Origin of the sequence: Pseudomonas sp. CROZ-RG-20F-R04-15, assembly GCF_022662375.1 — a bacterium.
Lineage (GTDB): Bacteria > Pseudomonadota > Gammaproteobacteria > Pseudomonadales > Pseudomonadaceae > Aquipseudomonas.
In genome coordinates this window covers 16,807-36,239 of record NZ_JAKNQL010000033.1, presented here as the reverse complement: position 1 = coordinate 36,239, position 19,433 = coordinate 16,807, and the positions used below count along the sequence as shown (strand labels likewise).

At 58.4% G+C, this 19,433-nt stretch carries 16 protein-coding genes; 4 read left to right on the top strand and 12 right to left on the bottom strand.

The window, feature by feature from the left end:
* The first annotated feature begins 2 nt into the window (after positions 1-2).
* Together L8H52_RS28330 and L8H52_RS28325 are read left to right on the top strand one after the other, a co-directional pair.
* Entirely contained in the window at positions 3-1,124 is a 1,122-nt protein-coding gene (locus L8H52_RS28330; protein WP_242209828.1) for an ATP-binding cassette domain-containing protein, read from the top strand.
* The gene (locus tag L8H52_RS28325) at positions 1,114-1,758 is read left to right on the top strand and encodes a methionine ABC transporter permease (protein WP_242209827.1); all 645 of its coding nucleotides are present in this window, start codon (positions 1,114-1,116) and stop codon (positions 1,756-1,758) included. Before L8H52_RS28330 ends, L8H52_RS28325 begins: the two co-directional genes overlap by 11 nt.
* A 72-nt stretch (positions 1,759-1,830) precedes the next feature.
* Here the strand turns inward: L8H52_RS28325 and L8H52_RS28320 are convergent, their stop codons facing one another.
* Complete coding sequence (locus L8H52_RS28320; protein ID WP_242209826.1) at positions 1,831-4,635, bottom strand: RHS repeat-associated core domain-containing protein; 2,805 nt, start codon at positions 4,633-4,635, stop codon at positions 1,831-1,833.
* 157 nt (positions 4,636-4,792) lie between these two features.
* Here L8H52_RS28320 and L8H52_RS28315 point away from each other — a divergent pair, with 157 nt between their 5' ends.
* A complete protein-coding gene (locus L8H52_RS28315; protein WP_242209825.1) occupies positions 4,793-5,419 on the top strand; it encodes a class I SAM-dependent methyltransferase in 627 nt (208 codons plus the stop codon).
* A 203-nt stretch (positions 5,420-5,622) separates the two neighbouring features.
* On the opposite strand, the gene L8H52_RS28310 is transcribed toward L8H52_RS28315, so the two are convergent.
* The 3 genes from L8H52_RS28310 to L8H52_RS28300 are packed head-to-tail and all read right to left on the bottom strand — an operon-like array spanning position 5,623 to position 10,831.
* Positions 5,623-8,670, bottom strand: a complete 3,048-nt coding sequence (locus L8H52_RS28310; RefSeq protein WP_242209824.1) for an efflux RND transporter permease subunit — start codon at positions 8,668-8,670, stop codon at positions 5,623-5,625.
* The gene (locus L8H52_RS28305) at positions 8,667-9,731 is read right to left on the bottom strand and encodes an efflux RND transporter periplasmic adaptor subunit (RefSeq protein WP_242209823.1); all 1,065 of its coding nucleotides are present in this window, start codon (positions 9,729-9,731) and stop codon (positions 8,667-8,669) included. Before L8H52_RS28305 ends, L8H52_RS28310 begins: the two co-directional genes overlap by 4 nt.
* Positions 9,728-10,831 (bottom strand): efflux RND transporter periplasmic adaptor subunit, encoded by a 1,104-nt coding sequence (locus L8H52_RS28300; RefSeq protein WP_242209822.1) that lies wholly within the window; start codon positions 10,829-10,831, stop codon positions 9,728-9,730. The genes L8H52_RS28305 and L8H52_RS28300 overlap by 4 nt, the downstream gene beginning before the upstream one ends.
* A 157-nt stretch (positions 10,832-10,988) precedes the next feature.
* Between L8H52_RS28300 and L8H52_RS28295 the strand changes: the two genes are divergently transcribed.
* Entirely contained in the window at positions 10,989-12,185 is a 1,197-nt protein-coding gene (locus L8H52_RS28295) for an AAA family ATPase (RefSeq protein WP_242209821.1), read from the top strand.
* Positions 12,186-12,379: 194 nt separating this feature from the next.
* Here L8H52_RS28295 and L8H52_RS28290 read toward each other — a convergent pair whose 3' ends face one another.
* From L8H52_RS28290 to L8H52_RS28255, 8 genes are all read right to left on the bottom strand, one after another.
* On the bottom strand, positions 12,380-13,252 hold the full coding sequence (locus L8H52_RS28290) for a transporter substrate-binding domain-containing protein (RefSeq protein ID WP_053116498.1): 873 nt from the start codon (positions 13,250-13,252) through the stop codon (positions 12,380-12,382).
* Entirely contained in the window at positions 13,249-14,031 is a 783-nt protein-coding gene (locus tag L8H52_RS28285; RefSeq protein WP_242209820.1) for an amino acid ABC transporter ATP-binding protein, read from the bottom strand. Before L8H52_RS28285 ends, L8H52_RS28290 begins: the two co-directional genes overlap by 4 nt.
* Positions 14,028-14,687: an amino acid ABC transporter permease gene (locus L8H52_RS28280; RefSeq protein ID WP_242209819.1), complete on the bottom strand. Its 660-nt coding sequence runs from the start codon at positions 14,685-14,687 to the stop codon at positions 14,028-14,030. Before L8H52_RS28280 ends, L8H52_RS28285 begins: the two co-directional genes overlap by 4 nt.
* A complete protein-coding gene (locus L8H52_RS28275; protein ID WP_008083580.1) occupies positions 14,668-15,333 on the bottom strand; it encodes an amino acid ABC transporter permease in 666 nt (221 codons plus the stop codon). The genes L8H52_RS28280 and L8H52_RS28275 overlap by 20 nt, the downstream gene beginning before the upstream one ends.
* Positions 15,334-16,130: 797 nt before the next feature.
* Entirely contained in the window at positions 16,131-16,928 is a 798-nt protein-coding gene (locus L8H52_RS28270) for a MetQ/NlpA family ABC transporter substrate-binding protein (protein ID WP_007918708.1), read from the bottom strand.
* Positions 16,929-17,095: 167 nt separating this feature from the next.
* On the bottom strand, positions 17,096-18,028 hold the full coding sequence (locus L8H52_RS28265; RefSeq protein WP_242209818.1) for a sigma 54-interacting transcriptional regulator: 933 nt from the start codon (positions 18,026-18,028) through the stop codon (positions 17,096-17,098).
* A 54-nt stretch (positions 18,029-18,082) separates the two neighbouring features.
* On the bottom strand, positions 18,083-18,664 hold the full coding sequence (locus tag L8H52_RS28260; protein ID WP_077570156.1) for an alpha/beta hydrolase: 582 nt from the start codon (positions 18,662-18,664) through the stop codon (positions 18,083-18,085).
* A gap of 367 nt (positions 18,665-19,031) precedes the next feature.
* The gene (locus tag L8H52_RS28255; RefSeq protein ID WP_003220570.1) at positions 19,032-19,433 is read right to left on the bottom strand and encodes a biopolymer transporter ExbD; all 402 of its coding nucleotides are present in this window, start codon (positions 19,431-19,433) and stop codon (positions 19,032-19,034) included.

The window sequence follows — 19,433 nt, the reverse complement described above, 5'->3', positions numbered from 1 at the left end:
GCATGACGGCCGCGATCCAACGGCGACTGGAAATTCCAGAGCCACACAATGCTGAAAAAACCGAGCTGCACCCCGAGCTGAATCGCGCCCACGTACGCTTCATCGGTCTGGGCAAAATCTACAACGGTCGCCAAGGTCCGGTCGCGGCATTGCAGGGCATTGATCTGGCGATCCAGCGCGGCGAAGTGTTCGGCATTATCGGCCGCAGCGGCGCTGGCAAGTCATCGCTGATCCGTACGATCAATCGTCTGGAGCAACCGACTTCGGGGCGGGTGCTGATCGATCAGGTCGACATTAGCGAGTTCGATGAAGATCGTCTCGTCGCTTTGCGCCGACGCATCGGCATGATCTTCCAGCACTTCAATCTGATGTCGGCCAAGACCGTTTGGCAGAACGTTGAACTGCCGCTGAAAGTCGCTGGCGTGCCGAAAGAGCACCGCGAAAAAAAGGTTCGGGAGCTGCTCGAACTGGTTGGCCTGCAAGAGAAACACAAGGCTTATCCGGCGCAGCTTTCCGGTGGACAGAAACAGCGCGTCGGCATCGCCCGCGCGCTGGTGCATGACCCGGATATTTTGCTCTGTGACGAGGCCACTTCGGCGCTCGACCCGGAGACCACCCAGTCGATCCTCGGCCTGCTGCGCGAGATCAATAAACGCTTGGGTCTGACCATCGTTCTGATTACTCATGAGATGGCGGTGATCCGCGAAATCTGCGACCGCGTTGTCGTGCTTGAGCACGGCCGCGTCGTCGAGCAAGGCCCGGTATGGGAAGTGTTCGGCAACCCGCAACATGAGGTCAGCCAGACCTTGCTCGCGCCGCTGCAACACGCATTGCCGGAGGAATTGCAGTCCCGCTTGCACGCGCTGCCGCCATCCTCCGACGCCGCTGTGGTGCTGCGCTTGCAGTTCACCGGCAGCGCCAGTGACGAGCCAGATCTGGCGGCACTGTTCGCGGCATTGGGTGGCCGGGTGAAGTTGCTTCAGGGCGGCGTCGAACGGATTCAGGGTCACTCGTTGGGGCAACTGTTGTTGGCTGTCAGCGGCTCAGCGTTTAGCGCCGAACAATTGCGCGAGCGCGCCGCACCATGGGCGCAACGTGTGGAGGTATTGGGTTATGTGGTTTGATCGCTTGCTACAGGGGTTTATCGACACGTTCCTGATGGTCGGTGTGTCGTCGCTGATCGCGTTGCTGGTGGGGATTCCCATGGCGGTGATTCTGGTCACCAGCGACAAGGGCAGGATCTATGAAGCGCCGGTGTTGAACCGTGCCTTGGGCGCGTTCGTTAACCTGTTTCGCTCGATCCCGTTTCTGATTCTGATGGTCGCGCTGATTCCGTTCACCCGGTTGATTGTCGGTACCACCTACGGTGTCTGGGCTGCCGTCGTGCCGCTGACGATTGCGGCGACGCCGTTCTTTGCGCGGATTGCCGAAGTGAGTCTGCGCGAGGTTGATCATGGTTTGATCGAAGCCGCGCAGGCGATGGGCTGCCGGCGTTGGCACATTGTCTGGCATGTGTTGTTGCCGGAGGCGCTGCCGGGGATCGTCGGCGGGTTCACTATCACGTTGGTGACCATGATCAATTCGTCGGCGATGGCCGGGGCAATTGGCGCGGGCGGGTTGGGGGATATCGCCTATCGCTACGGCTATCAGCGCTTTGACAGCCAGATCATGCTGACGGTGATTGTGTTGCTGGTAGCGTTGGTGGCGGTGATTCAGTTGGGTGGGGATCGGTTGGCGCGAGGCCTCAACAAGCGCTGAGTTTGTTGTCCTCCTTTCGTCACGGCCCTGGCTCTGCCCTAGTCGCAATACGGATGCAATTCCAACGCTGGCTCACCCTGCGACATGCACATGAATGGAGTTTTTTTTCAAAAAGCGTTGGGTGCTTTCGTGGCTGATAACACTGTTCAGATCCTGTTGACTCTGAAAAACCAGATCGGTCATGTTTTTCCAACTTACAGCGCTGTGGGATTGCCATTCCACGTATTCGGCAGGCGATTCAAGACCCTTTTCACTTCCGTCAATAACCTGGCTTAACACTTTCCAGGTGCCCAGTTCCATTGTGTGAAAAACGGGATATAAATTTTCAAATGAAGCGAGGTTATTCATTGAAGGTTTCAGATCGAAGCTGTCAACTCCGGTCAGCGTCATGTACTCGCGCGACTGATCCGGCAAATAGAACGCGGCCGCACCGTATGACGATGCACCTCCGGCGCTAGCGAGATGTTCAGAGAGTTTCAATGCTCCGTAAACAGGCCGCATTTCTCCGCTGAATTTTGGATGATCCACCGACCCATACTCTTTTAATATCTTGGAGGGGGAATGAGCATAGTCGTACATGCCCATTTCAAATCCATCCCTGATTTCACCAAACCCTGGTTCAAATCCCCGCTGCCATAGATTTTTAACAACACTGCCTCTTAATTCATTAATACTCTCGATCGTATAATTGATGGTGAGTTTCGAATTGGCAATAACCTCCACGGCTGCCTTAAGCAATTCTTCCGCAGCGCCTGCGTTGTCTACACGCGCCAGTTTTTTCACTTTTAAGATGGCGTAGCTTTTATCCGTTTCTTTGCGGGCCATTATGTTGGGTACCAGATGCTGTTTGAAGTGAATTTTTTTAGCGGCCTCAGCTTTGCTTTCACCACTAAAAAATTCACTTAGCCCTCTTACTGTTCCTTGCTCATCAGTAAAGATCACTGGATTGTTCCCTACCATTTCGAATAAATTCAGACCGTCAAGTTCCCCCATTGGATCGGCACTGACCCACCGTTGCAACCAAGGTGCATAGTAACGATGACCGTAGTGATAAAGCCCGGTCGCATCCCTCTCCTTACCCGAATAACGGATGGTTTTATACTTCGCGACCAAGGCATTTTTACCAGCCCAGCACGCCGTACCACCAAACGGGTAATAGTGCTCCTGAGTCAAAATTCCTGCGCCATCGTCCAATTCCAGAGAGCTGGAACCAAGATGATCACTCAGGCTGTAACGCAGTTGATCGCTTTCAGCGCCATCAGGCCAATGCAGCATTCGCACCTGATTACGCCCGGCTTCGACACTGATCACATGCCGCTCTTTTCCGTTCGCTTCGCGATGCACCTCAAGACCCGGCAGATAACGCACTTCTGATTTCAGGGTTTGCCCGGATGTCTGGCTGAGGCGTGCTTTACGCAGCCGATGGCCGGGTCGATCGTAAACATAACCTTCGTCGTCATTCGGCTCGTCCTGGCGTTGCACCAGCGTCACTCGTCTCAATTGATTGCGCACATCCCAGCTCATGGCCTGTCCGCGCTGCAATTCCAACTGATTGCCAGCGAAATCAAATCCTTCCGAGATCTGCGGTTCTCCCGGCAGAGAACCATCGTCGCGCTGGGCCAGACTCCGATTGCTGTACGCAGAGGTAAACATCGAAAATCCCGGCGCACCGCTGTGATGTCGAGTGAGCAGATTGCCCGCTGCGTCGTAATCGAATGTCTGGGTGTAATTGCGCCGCTGATTGGGGTCCAATGGTGTGGGCAGCAAATCCGGTAACGCCGGACCATGGCTCGGGGAACTGACTTCCCAGCCCCTGGCTTCGATCAGTTGATAGAGGCTGTCGTAGCGATACCGACTGACGGGATCGACGCGCTGATTGCTGAAGTAAGTCACCGCCTGGGTTTTATCTTCCAGACTGACGATGTTGCCCACCGGGTCATAGGCGTAGTTCAGATCCTGCAAAGGCGTTTGCATACCGACAGCTGCCACTAATCTGAGTAGGCGGCCGTCTTCACTGTTGTACTCGGTACGGGCGATGACACCGTTACCAGCCGTCTCACTTTCGACCTTATCCTCGGCGTTGTAGCGGATTTTGCTGACCAGGTATTTCGGCTGCCGACCCTCGCTGGCCTGCAAAAGCCAAGTCGCGCAAGGTTTTCCCGCGACGTTGTAATGCAGCGTTTTTGTGTTACCCGCCGCATCGATATGACGCTGCAGTTCTCCTGTCGGGTTGAAGATTTGACGGGTGACATACATTTTTTCTTCGAGATACTCATCGCGACCGGCGGGTTCGAGTGGCCAGTCGGGGCTCTCAAGCTTGATCAGAAACCGCCGCGACTCCACCAGCATGGCGCCGCCAAGGCCATAGTCATTGAAGTGCCGGTTGCCGGCAGGGTCGTCATGGCGAATGAGTTGGCCGCACAGATTGTTGAGCGCGCATTCATCGGTGGCTTCGCCATAAGTCCAGCGCTCGACTACTTGAGACTGTCCGCCGAGCGCTTGCTCGGTAAGCGTTATCGGACGTTGGAGATCATCGTATTGGTGATGACTCTCGTTGCCCCGCGCATCCCAGCCAGAACCCATCGATCCCGCTTCACTCAAAAGACTCAACTGCCAGCCAGCGTCAACGCTCTCTGTAAGTAGCGCCTGACCACTCAATGCGTAAATTGTGGCCAGATTCGGCTTCGGCGCAGTGCCCCACAAACGCGGATCCCACGCCGCCACCTGACGCCCGGGCGCATCAAAGATCTGCCGGGTGATGCGCGATTCGATGTCGGGTTGGTCTGGATGCCGACAATAGGCAACGCTACGAATCGCCAAGGTACGCGGGTCCATGACCGACAAGGTCGGAGTGGCGGTGTCATGATGAGTATTCATGTTGACGCGAGTCCCTGGCATCAGTGAACCAAGAATGAACCTGTTTTCCTTCGCCCGATACTGTAAGAACTAACAGGTGCGACCAGCCATTTATCGCCAGCGCTCCCGCCGTCATGGCGTATATTCGGCACATCCCAATTGCCTGCGTATCCCGACCATGAAGCAGACTCCCACCGATCTCGAACAGATCACCGCCACCACCCTCGGCCACTACAACTCGGTGGCTGAAGACTTCCGTGAAGGCACCCGCGACCACGATGTCAGCCAGAATATCGATGCGCTACTGCGGCATATTCAGGGTTCAGCGCCGTTCACCATTCTGGATTTCGGCTGCGGTCCGGGGCGGGACTTGCAGACGTTTACCCGCATGGGTCACATCGCCGTCGGCCTCGACGGTTCGCAAGAGTTTGCGCGAATGGCCCGTGAGGACAGTGGCTGTGAGGTGTTGCAGCAGGACTTTCTGAAGCTCGATCTACCGGCGGAGCGCTTCGACGGGATCTTTGCCAATGCGGTGCTTTTTCATGTGCCGTTGCAGGAACTGCCACGGGTATTGCAGCAGTTGCGCGGGGCATTGAAGCCCGGCGGGGTGTTGTTCAGTTCCAATCCGCGTGGGGATAATCGTGAGGGCTGGAACGGGCCGCGTTATGGCTCGTATCACGATCTGGCAGCGTGGCAAGGGTTGTTGACGGCGGCGGGGTTTGTTGAACTGGAGCATTACTTCCGGCCGGCGGGGCTGCCGCGAGAGCAGCAGCCTTGGTTGGCCAGTGTTTGGCGTAAGGGCTGAGTAAAGTCAGGAAAAGCCCTCACCCCAGCCCTCTCCCACAGGGAGAGGGGGCCGACCGAGGTGTCTCACTTCATACATCGACCTGAGAGACCGAGTCGATTATGGATTCAGCGAAGAGATTTCAGGTCGGCGTATCTCCAAGGCATCCCCCAATCAGTCCCCTCTCCCTTTGGGAGAGGGTTAGGGTGAGGGTCGCTGTTGACTCAGTCCTTCTTCGGTTCGCGAATCTTGTACCAGGCCACATACAGCGCCGGCAGGAACAACAGCGTCAGCAACGTCGCGACCACAATCCCGCCAATCATCGCGTACGCCATCGGCCCCCAGAACACTTCGCGGGCGATCGGGATCATGCCCATGCTCGCTGCCGCCGCCGTCAACAGAATCGGTCTGCGCCGGTGTTCGGTCGCCTCCACCACCGCATCCCACGGCGCATAGCCTTTCTTCTCGAACTCATCGATCTGCGTCACCAGAATCACCGAGTTACGGATGATGATGCCGATCAGCGCGAGAATCCCCAGAATCGCCACGAAACCCATCGGCGTACCAGTCGGCACCAGCGCCAGCACCACGCCGATCAGCCCCAGCGGCGCGACACTCGCGACGAGGAACATCTTCTGCACGCTGTGCAACTGGATCATCAGGAAGGTCGCCATCAAAAACAGCATCAACGGCAGAACCTTGGCAATCGGTCCCTGGGCCTTGCCGCTTTCCTCGACCGTACCGCCGGTAGCGACTTTGTAGCCGACCGGCAGTTTTTCGGCGAACGCATCAATCGACGGCTTGAGGATTTTCACCAGATCGGTCGGCTGGATCTCGTCGCGCACCGACGCCTTGATGGTAATGGTCGGCAAGCGGTCGCGACGCCACACCAGCGGCTGCTCCAGTTCATAACGCACGGTGGCGAACGCCAGCAGCGGAATCGACGTACCGCTCGGCGTGACGATCTGCAGGTTCTGCAGAGTCTCCGGCGTGCCGCGTTCGGAATCCACCGCGCGGCCGACCACGTTGATCAGGTAGATATCGTCATCGACCTGGGTCAACGGCGAGCCACTGACGATGCTGTTCATCAGCTTCGCCACGTCTTCGGAGGACAGCCCGAGTTGGCGCGCCTTGTCCTGCGCGATATCGATGCGCAGGACTTTGCCCGGCTCGTTCCAGTCGTAAATGATCTCGCCGATGTGCGAGTTCTTGTCCAGTTCGGTAGCAAGGTCGATGGCGTGTTTGCGCACTTGATCGATGTCCTTGCCGCTGACCCGGTACTGGATCGGACGTCCCACCGGCGGGCCCATTTCCAGTGCCTGCACGTAGCTGCCGATACCGACGAACTCTTTGCGCAAGCGCTCACGCAGCCTTTCACTCAGCGCCTCGCGGGATTCGAAGCCTTTGCTGACGATCACCAGTTGCGCGTAGTACGGGTTCTGCAATTGCTGGTCGAGCGGCAGGTAGAAACGGATCGCGCCCTGACCGATGTAGGTACTCCAGCGCACGATGTCCGGGTCGCCCTTGAGGGTTTCCTCCAGTTTGTCGACGGCCTTGCGGGTTTCGTCGATCGAGGCGTTTTGCGGCAGGTTCAGGTCGACGAGAATTTCCGGGCGATCCGACGCCGGGAAAAACTGGTTCTGCACAAAGCGCATGCAAAATACCGCGAGCACGAACATCAGCACCGTGAAACCGATTGCCCACCAGCGGTTGCGCATCGCCCACAACAGTCCGCCATTGAACGCGCGGCCAATACGCCCTGGCTCAGCGGCATGGGGTTTGACGTTGGTGCTGAGAATGTGCACGCCGATCACCGGGGCGAAGAACACCGCCACCACCCACGAGACGATCATCGCCACGGCGATCACCGCAAACAGCGTGTAGGTGTACTCACCGGCGGAACTGGCGTTGAGGCCGATCGGCACGAAACCGGCGACGGTCACCAGCGTACCGGTGAGCATCGGGAACGCCGTCGAGGTGTAGGCGAACGTCGCCGCCTGCTCCTTGGTCTCGCCCATTTCCAGGCGCGTGACCATCATCTCCACGGTAATCATCGCGTCGTCGACCAACAGGCCGAGGGCGATGATCAGTGCGCCGAGAGAAATCCGCTGCATGGTGATGCCGCTGTATTCCATGAACACAAAGACCATCGCCAGCACCAACGGAATCGAGCAAGCCACCACCAGACCGGCACGCACGCCAAGGCTGATGAAGCTCACCACCAGCACGATGATCACTGCCTCGAACAGCGCGCTGGTGAAGCCGCCAACGGCCTCTTCCACCACCACCGCCTGATCGGACACCGTGTGCACGCCAACGCCGACCGGCAAGTCCGCCGTCAGTTGGTCGATACGCGCGTGCAAGGCTTTACCGAATTCCTGCACGTTGCCACCCTTCTGCATGGCAATGGCGAGACCGATGGCCGGTTTGCCATCGAAGCGGAATTCCGGGGTGGCCGGATCGACGTAACCGCGACTGATGTCGGCAATATCGGCCAGACGATAGAAGCGGTCATTGAGCTTGAGATTGACCTCGGCCAGATCCTTCTCCGAGGCGAACTGCCCCGAGGTGCGCACGGAAATCCGCTCCGGTCCGGCCTCGATCACACCGGCCGGGGTCACGGCGTTCTGTGATTGCAGGCTTTCCACCACCTGACGCTGATCGATGCCCAACGCGGCGAGTTTGCGCGTGGAGAAGTTCAGGTAGATCACTTCGTCCTGCTGGCCGACCATTTCGATCTTGCCCAGCCCCGGCACATTGCGGATCTCGGCCCGCGCCTGCTCAACGTAATCGCGTAACTGGCGCATGGTCAGGCCATCGGCAGTGAACGCATACACCGAACCGAATACATCACCGAACTCGTCGTTGAACCCCGGGCCCTGAATCCCTTGGGGAAACTGCCCGCGAATGTCGTTGATCTTCTTGCGCACCTGGTACCAGATTTCCGGGATGTCCTTGGCACTGGTGGTGTCGCGCAGGTACACGTACACCGTCGATTCGCCTGGGCGCGTGTAGCTTTTCACGTAGTCGAGGGAATCGAGTTCTTCGAGTTTTTTCTCGATGCGATCGGTGACTTGCTTGAGGGTTTCCTCTTGGGTTGCGCCCGGCCATTTGGTCTGGATCACCATGGTTTTGATGGTGAAGGACGGGTCTTCTTCGCGGCCCAGATTGAAGTACGAAAAGACGCCCATCAGCAACGCAACGAACATCAGGTACCAGACGAAAGACTGATGTTTGAGGGCCCATTCGGAGAGGTTGAAAGAGCCTTTCATTGACTGTCCTCGTCAAGTTTTACCGATTGTCCGGGTTTGAGACTGTTGACGCCGGCGCTGACCACACGCTCGCCGTTCTTCACGCCGCCCGCCAGTACGACGCTGTTGTCGGTACGGCTGATGACCGTGACATCGCGGGGGCTGACGGTTTTGTTTTGCGTGTCGATCACCCAGATCCGCGGTTTGCCATCGACCTCCTGCAATGCCGTGGCGGGCAATTCGATGCGCGGTTTGATCGCCGAACTCAGGGTGACGCTGATCGCTGTGCCGAGGCGGAAACCGTCCGGCGTGTCGGCCAGGGTCAGGCGCGCCCGTCGTGTGCGCGTAGCACTTTGTGCCTGTGGTTCGATTTCACGAATGATCGCGGTGGTGTTGATGCTCGGATCGAGCTGCGCGGCCACGGAAAACACTACATCGCTGGGGATCTGATCGACCAGGGTATCGGGCAGATCGATCACCGCTTCCTTGATGTCCGGTTGCGCCAGGGTCACCACTTGCTGACCGGCCGTGACGACCTGCCCGGCCTCGGCGTTCCACGCAGTAACCACGGCGCGGTGGTCAGAGCGCAATTCGGTGTAGCCGAGTTGGTCCTTGCTCTGATTGACCGCCGCGCGCGCCTGATCCAGCGAGGCCTGGGTGGTTTTCAGATCGGTGGTGGCAATGTCCAGTTGTGCCTGCGCACCGACGCCTCTATCGAACAGCGCCTGCTGACGCCGAGCGTTGGCTTGCGCGTTGATCAGTTGCGCCTGGACCTTGGCCAGATCGCCTTGAGCCGAGCGCAACTGGTTTTGCTGATCGGACGGGTCGAGGGTGGCGAGCAATGTGCCCTTCTCCACCTCGGCACCGACATCGACGTTACGGCTGGCAATACGGCCACCGACGCGGAAACCGGTGTTGCTCTCGTAACGCGCCTGGATGCTGCCGGCAAAACGCCCGAGATTCTCTTCACTAAGCGCTTCGACCTTGACCGACAGCACCGGACGTACCGGCTCGGGCGGCGGTTCTTTCTTGGAACACGCGGCCAGCAATACCGCCATGGATAACAACCACAAGCGCTTCATGGCTGTGCTCCCGGTTGCAGATCCTTGTAGGTGTTTGCGGCGATCTCGACTTTCATGCCGGGATGCAACAATTGCCCGCCGGCGACGATGACTTTTTCGCCCCCCTTGAGACCTTCGCTGATGATGACTTTGCCGGTCAGGTAACGGCCGACCGTGACTGTGTGCAATTGCGCCTCACCTTTGTCGTCGACCAGCCACACCGCCGGGTCACTGATATTTTTCGTCAGCGCCGACCACGGCAGTTCGACTGCCGATTTGCCGGAGCCTTTGGCCGTGGCACTGACCACCGAACCGAGCTGCATGCCCGGCGGCAGTTTGTCGAGGGTGACTTTGACTTGCACGGTGCCGGATTGCGCCGACACTGCCGGGGTGACTTCGCGCACGGTGCCGGTGGTTTTGATCTCGGGGTTGTCGAGCAGGCTGACGGTGATCTTGTTATCCGCAGGGCGTTCGGCGAGCAGCGATTCATAGACGTTGAACACCGCATCACGATCGCCATCACGGGCCAGACTGAAAATCGGCGCGGTGGCCTGCACGACCTGGCCAACTTCGGCCTGACGCTCAGTGATAACGCCCGGCGCGTCAGCGATCAGTGAGGTGTAACTGAGTTGATCCTTGGCATTGGCCAGTTGCGCCTGCGCCGCGCTCAGAGCGCTCTGGCTGCTGCGCAACGCGGCTTGAGCGGAATCGTATTCGCTCTGACTGGTGTAGCCCTTGGGCAGCAGTTTTTGCTGACGCACGAAGGCTGCCGCACTCTGCTTCACCCGGGCTTGTTCAGCGACGACCTGAGCTTGAGCCGAATCGACGTTGGTCTGCAAATCCTTGGGGTCGAGTTTGGCCAGCACCTGCTTGGCGGTGACCCGGTCACCGACATCGACCATGCGCTGGATGATCTTGCCGCCGACGCGGAACGACAATTCGGTCTGCACGCGCGCCTGCACGTCACCGGTCAATGTCACCGAAGCCGCGTAATCCGCGGGTTTGACTTCCTGTACAAAGACCCTTGGCAAGTATTCCTGCGCGGGTTTCTTGTCGCCGCAAGCGGTCAGCAAGGCCATGGCACTGAGGGCCACCACCACTTTCAATCCGGGACCCGCCATGCAGACTCCTTGGCATTTTTCGAGACTATCGGGACGATACGACTTCAGAGCTTAGAACAGGGTTCCCGGCTTGCACGTTGGTCTTATGAAGAAAAAGCCTGGCGCGCTGCTAACGGTTATCCTGTTGGCTGTCAGCCGCACCTGAAAAAGGACGTCCATGCTCAACACTCTGGCAGTGGCCAATTACCGTTCGATCAACAAACTGGTGATCCCGCTGGGCCGGCTGAACCTGATCACCGGCCCCAACGGCAGCGGCAAATCCAACCTCTACCGGGCCTTGCGCTTGCTGGCGGAAACCGCTCAGGGCGGCGTGGTCAATGCGCTGGCCCGTGAAGGCGGACTGGAGTCGACCTTCTGGGCCGGGCCGGAAACCATCAGCCGACGCATGCGCAACGGCGAAGTGCCGATCCAGTCAACGGTGCGCCAAGGTGTGAAGCGCCTGCGTCTGGGATTTGCCGGGGAGGATTTCAGTTATTCGATCAGCCTCGGCCTGCCCGATTCCAACGGGCACTTCATGCTGCCCGAACATTCGCGCCCCATTCCCTCGCGCTTCAGCCTCGACCCGCAGATCAAGCGCGAATGCATCTGGGCCGGCGCGCTTTACCGTCCCGCCAGCCTGCTTGTAGATCGTGACGGGCCGATGATCCGCGCACGCGCCGAACGCAAATGGGATGTGCTGGCGCAACACACGCCGAATTTCGATAGTTTGTTTGATCAGGTCGGCAGCCTGCGCAGCTCGCCGGAAGTGTTTCAGATGCGCGAGTTCATTCGCCGCTGGCGCTTTTATGATCACTTTCGCAGTGACGCTGACGCGCCGGTGCGCCAGCCGCAATTGGGCACGCGCACGCCGGTGCTGCATCACGACGGTCGGGATCTGGCGGCGGCGTTGCAGACCATCATCGAGATTGGTGATGGCGACGCGATGCGTGCGGCAATTACCGATGCGTTTCCGGGCGCACGCGTGCATATCGAAGCGCAGGCCGGCGGACGCTTTGCCATCGAGTTTTATCAGGAAGGCTTGTTGCGGCCGCTGTCGGCGGCGGAGTTGTCGGACGGGACGTTGCGTTATCTGTTGCTGGTCGCAGCGTTGCTGACGCCGAGACCGCCGTCGCTGATGGTACTGAACGAGCCGGAAACCAGTTTGCATCCGGATCTGTTGCCGGCGTTGGCGCGCTTGATCATTCGTGCGTCTGAGCAGTGCCAGGTGTGGGTGGTGTCGCATGCGCGGCGATTGATTTCGGCGTTGCAGGAAGATCCGGAGTGCAATTGCATTGTGCTGGAGAAAACCCTGGGGCAGACCGGGATTGTCGGGCAGAAGGTGCTGGATGAGCCGGCGTGGCATTGGCCGGATTGAGTGCTTCGGTCAAAAGCCCCTCACCCTAACCCTCTCCCAGAGGGAGAGGGGACTGACCGAGTTGGTCTTTCGAGTTACGCCGACATGAAAGTCTCAAGTTGAACTCAGGTTTTGAAAAGCCCAGAGATCGGCTCCCTCTCCTTCGGGAGAGGGCTGGGGTGAGGGGCAGGCCTCACCACCGACCTGACAGACAATCACCCCTGCCACTTGCCGCCTTCGACAATCACGCTCTCAGGCTTGGTGTCATCGCTCAGTTCCTTACGCACATATTGGTCGTACAGCTTGAGCAAATACTTCTCTTCGCCCAGCTTGGTCAACTCGGTATTCACCCAGTCGCGCAGCTCGATATTGCCCTTCTTCACCGCCGGCGCAATCGGTGCTTCAGCCCCCAGTTTGTCCTCCAGCACGCGATAGCCCGGGTTCTGCTTGGCCCAACTGAACAACACCAGATTGTCCTGTGCATAAGCATCGCCTCGACCATTGGCCAGGGCCTGCAACGACTCGGAGTTTTTCTCGAACTTCAGCAGTTTCCAGTCCGGGTGATTCTTGGTCAGCCAGATATCCGCCGTCGTACCGGTGGTGACGATAGTGGTGCGGGTCGCCAAATCATCGAGGTTTTTCACCGAGCTGCTTTGCGGTACGAGCGCCTGCACCGCAACCTTGAGATTCGGATTGGTGAATTCCACCGCTTCCTTGCGCTCCGGGGTGACGGTCATGTTGGCGAGGATCAGGTCAACCTTGTCGCTTTGCAGGAACGGGATGCGGCTCGCCGGTTCAACCGCGACGAATTCGACTTTGTTTTCATCGCCGAGCAGATCTTTGGCGAAACGGCGACCAATGTCGGTATCGAAGCCGACGTAACGCCCTGCTTCATCGACGAAACCGAAGGGCGGCTTATCGGTAAAGACGCCAACGATCAGTTTGTCGCGAGCCTTGATCTTGTCCAGATAACCGGCCGGCGCGGTGCTTTCGCTGGCGACCTTCGGCTTCGGCGGTTCTTCGGTCTTGCTGCAACCGGCAAGCAAGGCGAGGCTCAGTAGGGGCAGTAAAAAAGCGGCAGTTTTCATAACAGTTCCAGTTCCTTTGTCGGATTCGTTTTTGGCAGTGTTGCAACGAAGGAGAACTTCTCCAGAAACTGCTGCGCGCGTGCGGTTTGCGGGTTCGTAAAGAAAATCTCGGGCGGGTTCTGCTCAAGGATGCGCCCGGCATCCATGAACACGATGCGGTCGGCCACCGCGCGGGCGAAGGCCATTTCATGGGTGACGATCAGCAGGGTCATGCCTTCGCGAGCGAGGCCCTGAATGACCTGCAAAACTTCCTTGACCATCTCCGGGTCAAGAGCGGCAGTGACTTCGTCGAAGAGCATCACCCGTGGGTTCATGCACAGCGAGCGGACGATGGCGATGCGTTGCTGCTGACCGCCGGACAGCTGACGCGGGAAGGCGTCGCGCTTGTCCAGAAGTCCCACGCGTTCAAGCAGCGCTTCGGCTTGCTGCTGCGCTTCGCGGCGCTGACGTTTTTGCACCTTCAGCGGCCCAAGCAGCAGATTGTCGAGCACGCTCATGTGCGGGAACAGGTGATAACTCTGGAAGACCATGCCGATCTGCTGGCGGATGTCGCGCCAGTCGGTGGCCTTGTCCAGCAGTTCGCGGCCGACAAATTTCAGGCTGCCGCTGTGGGCCTGTTCCAGACCATTGAGGCAACGCAGCAGGGTGCTTTTGCCGCAACCGCTGGGGCCGAGGATGACGATCACTTCGCCACTCTGCACCTGCAAGTCAATACCGTTGAGCACCTGCTGCTCGCCATAGTATTTGTTGAAGCCGTGAAACTCGATCAATGCGCTCATGCTTGCGTCCAGCGCCGCTCCAGCACGCGCGAAGCGGCCGACAGCGGGTAGCAGATGAAAAAGAAAAACAGGAACAGCGCGCCGTAGATCAGCACCGATTCGTAGGTGCGCTCGATGATCTGTTGGCCGACTTTGATCACGTCGACCACACCGATCAGCACCGCCAGCGAGCTGGTCTTGATGATCCGCGTGTAGACGTTGATGGTTGGTGGCGTCATGCGTTTCAGCGCTTGCGGCAGCAGCACGTAGCCGTAAAGTTGTGCGGCGTTCAGACCGATCGACAGCCCCGCTTCACGCTGCCCGCGTGGCAACGAATGCAGAGCGCCGCGCGCCACTTCGCCCACTTCGCTGGCGCCCCACAGCGACAGCACCAGCACCGCGCACCAGAAACTCGGAATGCTCAGGCCGAAGAAAATCGGCAAGCCGAAAAACAGCAGATACAACCAGACCAGCACCGGAATCGCCCGGAACAGCTCCAGATACACCCGCAAAATCGCGTTCACCCACGTGATGTTGAGCGTGCGCAACACGCCGTAGAGCACACCACCGACGGTGCTGATGGCGATGCTCAGAAACGAGATCGACAAGGTTTGCCCAGCGCCTTTGGCCAATTGCGGCAACGACACCCAGAGCAATTCAAGACCCGAACTGGCCATGCTGGAGCCTCCTTTCCAGACGGCTGAGCAGCAGCGACAGCGGCAGAAACAACAGCACGCAGATCAGCGTCAGCACGGCGAGCATTTCGTAGGTTTTGTAATAGAGCGCGATGTAGCTCTTGGTGGTGTAGAGGATTTCCGGCACCGCCACCGCCGAGACCACGGTGGTTTCCTTGAGCAGAAAAATGAAATTGGCGAACAACGACGGCAGGCTGAGAATCCCCGCTTGCGGCAGGATCACGTAGCGCAGCAACTGGCCGTGGGACAGGCCGATCGAGCGCCCCGATTCCAGTTGCGCCTGCGGCACCGCATCGACGCCAGCACGCAGCACTTCGGTGAGGTAAGCGCCGCCGAGGAAGGTCATGGTGATGATCGCGGCGGTGAAACCGGACACCTGAATCCCCACGGCCGGCAAGGCGAAGTAGACGAAGAACAACTGGATCAGCAGCGGCGTGTTGCGAGCCAGTTCCACGTACAGGCCGACCAGTTTTTGCAGGTATGGCGTGCGGAACACCAGAATCGTCGCGTTGAGTAGCGCCACCAGCAACGAGGTGCCAATAGCGATGAAGCCGACCTGCAGCGTCACGCCCACAGCTTTGAGAAACGCCGGCAGGGTGCTGAGGATAAATGCGTAGTCGAAAGTCATGAAACGTCCTGGACGCCGCTCGGTAAGCGACGGTGGCGCAGTCCATGGACAGCGGGTGGCTGTCCGGCAGACACCGACTTTATAGGTATAAAAAAAAGAATTTAAATACCGTTAAAGCATATTGATATCACCCAAAAAACTATCCTGTGGGTTTGCCGGGAAGGAATAAGAAGGCTATTTTCCTTTGCGCTGTAGGACGGATCTTTTTTTCACGAAAGCCCTCCAAGGACGAACAGCTTTTGGCCAGACTCCCCCGGCCAAACCCATAACAAGGAAGAGAACATGGACGTAAAAGTGCCGCAGCGACTGGATCCGCAGGAAATTGTGAAATTGTTGGTGGCGTTGAGGCGGGCGTTGAAGGCCCAGGTGGCCTGAGCTCAAGATCAAAAGCACCCTCACCCCAGCCCTCTCCCAGGGGGAGAGGGAGCCGACCGAGGTGTCTTGCGTCATACATCGACCTGACAGATCTTGTCGATTATGGATTCAGCAGAGATCTTTCACGTCGGCGTACCTCTACGACATCTCCCAATCAGTCCCCTCACCAGCCCTCTCCCGGAGGGAGAGGGGGCCGACCGCAGTGTCTTTCGTCAAACATCGACCTGAAAGACCGAGTCGATTATGGATTCAGCAGAGATCTTTCACGTCGACGTACCTCTAAAGCATCCCCCGATCAGTCCCCTCTCCCTTTGGGAGAGGGCTAGGGTGAGGGGCTTTTCCAAGCCACACACAAAAACGCCGATGCCCATCACTGGCCATCGGCGTTTTCACACCTTGAAGGGGTTCACTCAAGCGTCAGATCAGAACGCCGGCAGTACCGCGCCGTTGTACTTCTTCTCGATGAACGCTTTGACTTCCGGGCTGGTCAGGGCTTTGGCCAGTTTCTGGATTGCATCGCTGTTCTTGTTGTCCTCACGGGCCACCAGGAAGTTCACGTACGGCGAGTCAGCGCCTTCAATCACCAGCGCATCTTTCTGCGGGTTCAACTTGGCTTCCAGCGCGTAGTTGGTATTGATCATGTCCAGATCAACTTCCTTCAGAACACGTGGCAGCAGGGCCGATTCCAGTTCCTTGAACTTGAAGTTGTGCGGGTTCTTGGCGATGTCTTTCGGCGTTGCCAGCGCGTTTTTCGGATCTTTCAGCTCGATCAGGCCAGCCTTCTGCAGCAGGATCAGCGCACGGCCGCTGTTGCTGCCTTCGTTGGGGATGGCGATGGTCGCGCCGTCCGGCAGTTCAGCCAGGGTCTTGTACTTGCTCGAGTAGCCGCCGAACGGTTCAACGTGCACGCCCTGCACGGTCACCAGGTACTTGGACTTGTCGTCCTTGTATTTGCCCTGGTTGAAGCTGTTCAGGTACGGCAGGGTCTGGAAGTAGTTGGCGTCCAGACGTTTCTCGCCAACCTGTACGTTCGGCTGAACGTAGTCGGTGAAGACTTTGATTTCCAGATCCACGCCTTCTTTGGCCAGGGTCGGCTTGATCAGCTCGAGGATTTCAGCGTGCGGGACCGGGGTCGCAGCGACCACCAGTTTCTCGCCGGCATTGGCCAGGGAAGCAGTCAGAGCAGCCGCCAATGCGGTAAACAACAGAACCTTTTTCATGCAGTGTCCTTATCGAAAATCACGGTCGTCATCGACGACGGCATCTAATACGTGTGCCAGTGAAGTGATATCGCTGGCGTGGGTCGGACAATACCGGGATTTTTTATTCCCGGACAATAACGTTTATTCAGCTTCATATTCCATTTTGTTCATGTTGAACGAAACGGTTACAACGCCGCACTCAAGCTCAACAGTAAATCTTTCAATGCCTTACGCTCGGCGACGCTGCCGCCGATGTTGATTTGTGCAACCAGACGTTCGATCTGAAGCTGCGGCCCAGACACCTCCGGCAGGTTCAGGTGCTCAGGCAGAATCTCTTCGCCGGTGCTCACCAGCAAGGCAAAGTGAATGACGTTTTCCAGCTCACGGGTGTTGCCCGGCCAGCTGTGTTGTTCTAGCACGTGCTGCGCCGCTTCGCTGATTAGTGGCACGGGCAAGTCGAGGCGCTGGCTATAAATGCCGAGGAAATACTCGGCCAGCGAAAGAATGTCGCCTATGCGTGCGCGCAAGGCAGGCAGTTCCAGTTGCCCTTCGCTCAAGTAGTGATAGAGGCGCTCATGAAATTTGCCGGCGTCCACCGCTTGCGCCAGATCGATGCTGGTCGCCGCGACCAGACGCACATCCACAGGGCTCGGTTGAAGCGCACCGACACGGGTGACTTCGTGATTCTCCAGCGCCGCAAGCAACTTGATCTGGATCGGCAGCGGCAAATCGCCGATTTCATCGAGGTACAAGGTGCCGCCATTGGCCGAACCGAACCAGCCCGCGCGACTACTCGCCGAGCCGCTGTAACTGCCGGCGGCATAGCCGAAGAGTTCGGCATCGGCGTAAGTTGGGCTGATCGCCCCGCAATTGACCGAGACAAATAAACCGCTGCGATCACTGGCGCGATGGATGTGCCGGGCGAGCAGTTCCTTACCGGTGCCGGTCTCGCCGCGAATCAACACTGAAATCGCACGCGGTGCCAGTTGTTCCAGCTCCTCGCGCAACTGACGCGAGCGCTGGTCGACAAACACCAGCGCTTTGGCACGAATGCTCAGGGGGCTTTTTTCAGCGTCGGGAAAGGTCAGCAATGGCTGACCGAAGGTTTCAAAACTCATGGCAGACTCCCGCCCAAAACCGCCGGCAGACGGGGGCGTTGAAAGAAATAAAAATCAGGCGCGTCGGCGGGCGTGGTGTTCCATGCGGTTTTGCAGGCGATAGAGATAAGCAAAACCCTGCTCCCAGCGCTGATGCCCGGACTTGACGTTGATGTGTCCGGCACCGGCGAGAATTCCCGCCTCGGCACCCCAGTTGCGCGCCAGTTCCAGAGCACGCGGTGCGCTGACGGCGGCGTCGTTGTCGGAGCTGACGACCTGGCTCGGAAATGGCAGCAAGTCAGTCGGAATCGGTGCGAAGTTACGCAGCGCCGGCGCGCAGGCCGGGCGCTCGACATCGGCCGGCGCAACCAGCAAGGCGCCGCGGACCTGACGCAGATATTGCAACGGCGCAGTGGCTGCCCAATGGGCAACGGTGACGCAACCCAGGCTGTGGGCGATAAGGATCACCGGCGTACTGTCGGCGGCAATCGCCTCGGCCAGTGCCGCGACCCAGTCTTCACGACGCGGCGTCAGCCAGTCGGCCTGCTCGACCCGCGCGCTGTTCGGCAGGCTGTTCTGCCAGTGGCTTTGCCAATGATCTTCTGGCGATCCTTGCCAGCCCGGCACAATCAGGTAGCGGATTGATTCGTTGCGCATGGGGAGCTCTCCTGCATCGTGTCTGTTCCTGAACGAGTATAGGGAGGGGATTTATATTCGTTAAGGAATAAGAAGCTATTTATTAAGACCTGAAACGAATATGAGATGTGTGCATGGCTGGAAATCTTTTCCCCCTCACCCCAGCCCTCTCCCCCACGGGGGCGAGGGGGGAAGGGAGCCGATCACCTGGCCTTTCAAATCCGGAGTTCGACTGGATTTTTCATGTCGGTGTAACTCGTAAGAACAACGCGATCAGTCCCCTCTCCCTCTGGGAGAGGGCTAGGGTGAGGGCTTCGCTTCTAATGCCAGAAATAAAAAAAGGGCCGCACCCTGCCAAGGAGACGGCCCCGGAAAAACGTTAAATCTGTCACCGCGCAGTAATCACCGACAACTTGGTAATCCCCGCCCGTTCAATCGAAGCCATCGCCCGCGCCACTTCGCCGTAGTTCACCCCATCATCGGCCTGCAATTGCACACGCACTTCCGGGTCCTTGGCCTTGGCCGACTTCAGGTTGAATTCCAGCAAGTCCGGCTGAATCTCATCCTTGTTGATAAACAGTTTGCCGGCACCATCAATGCTCACCACCAGCGGATCCTTCTGTTCGACCGGCGCCACCGCTTCAGTCTTCGGCAGGTTGATCGGGATCGCGTTGGTCAACAGCGGTGCGGTGACGATAAACACCACCAGCAGCACCAGCATCACATCCACCAGCGGCGTCACGTTGATCTCGCTGAGTACCTCATCACTGTCTTGCGTGGAGAAGGCCAT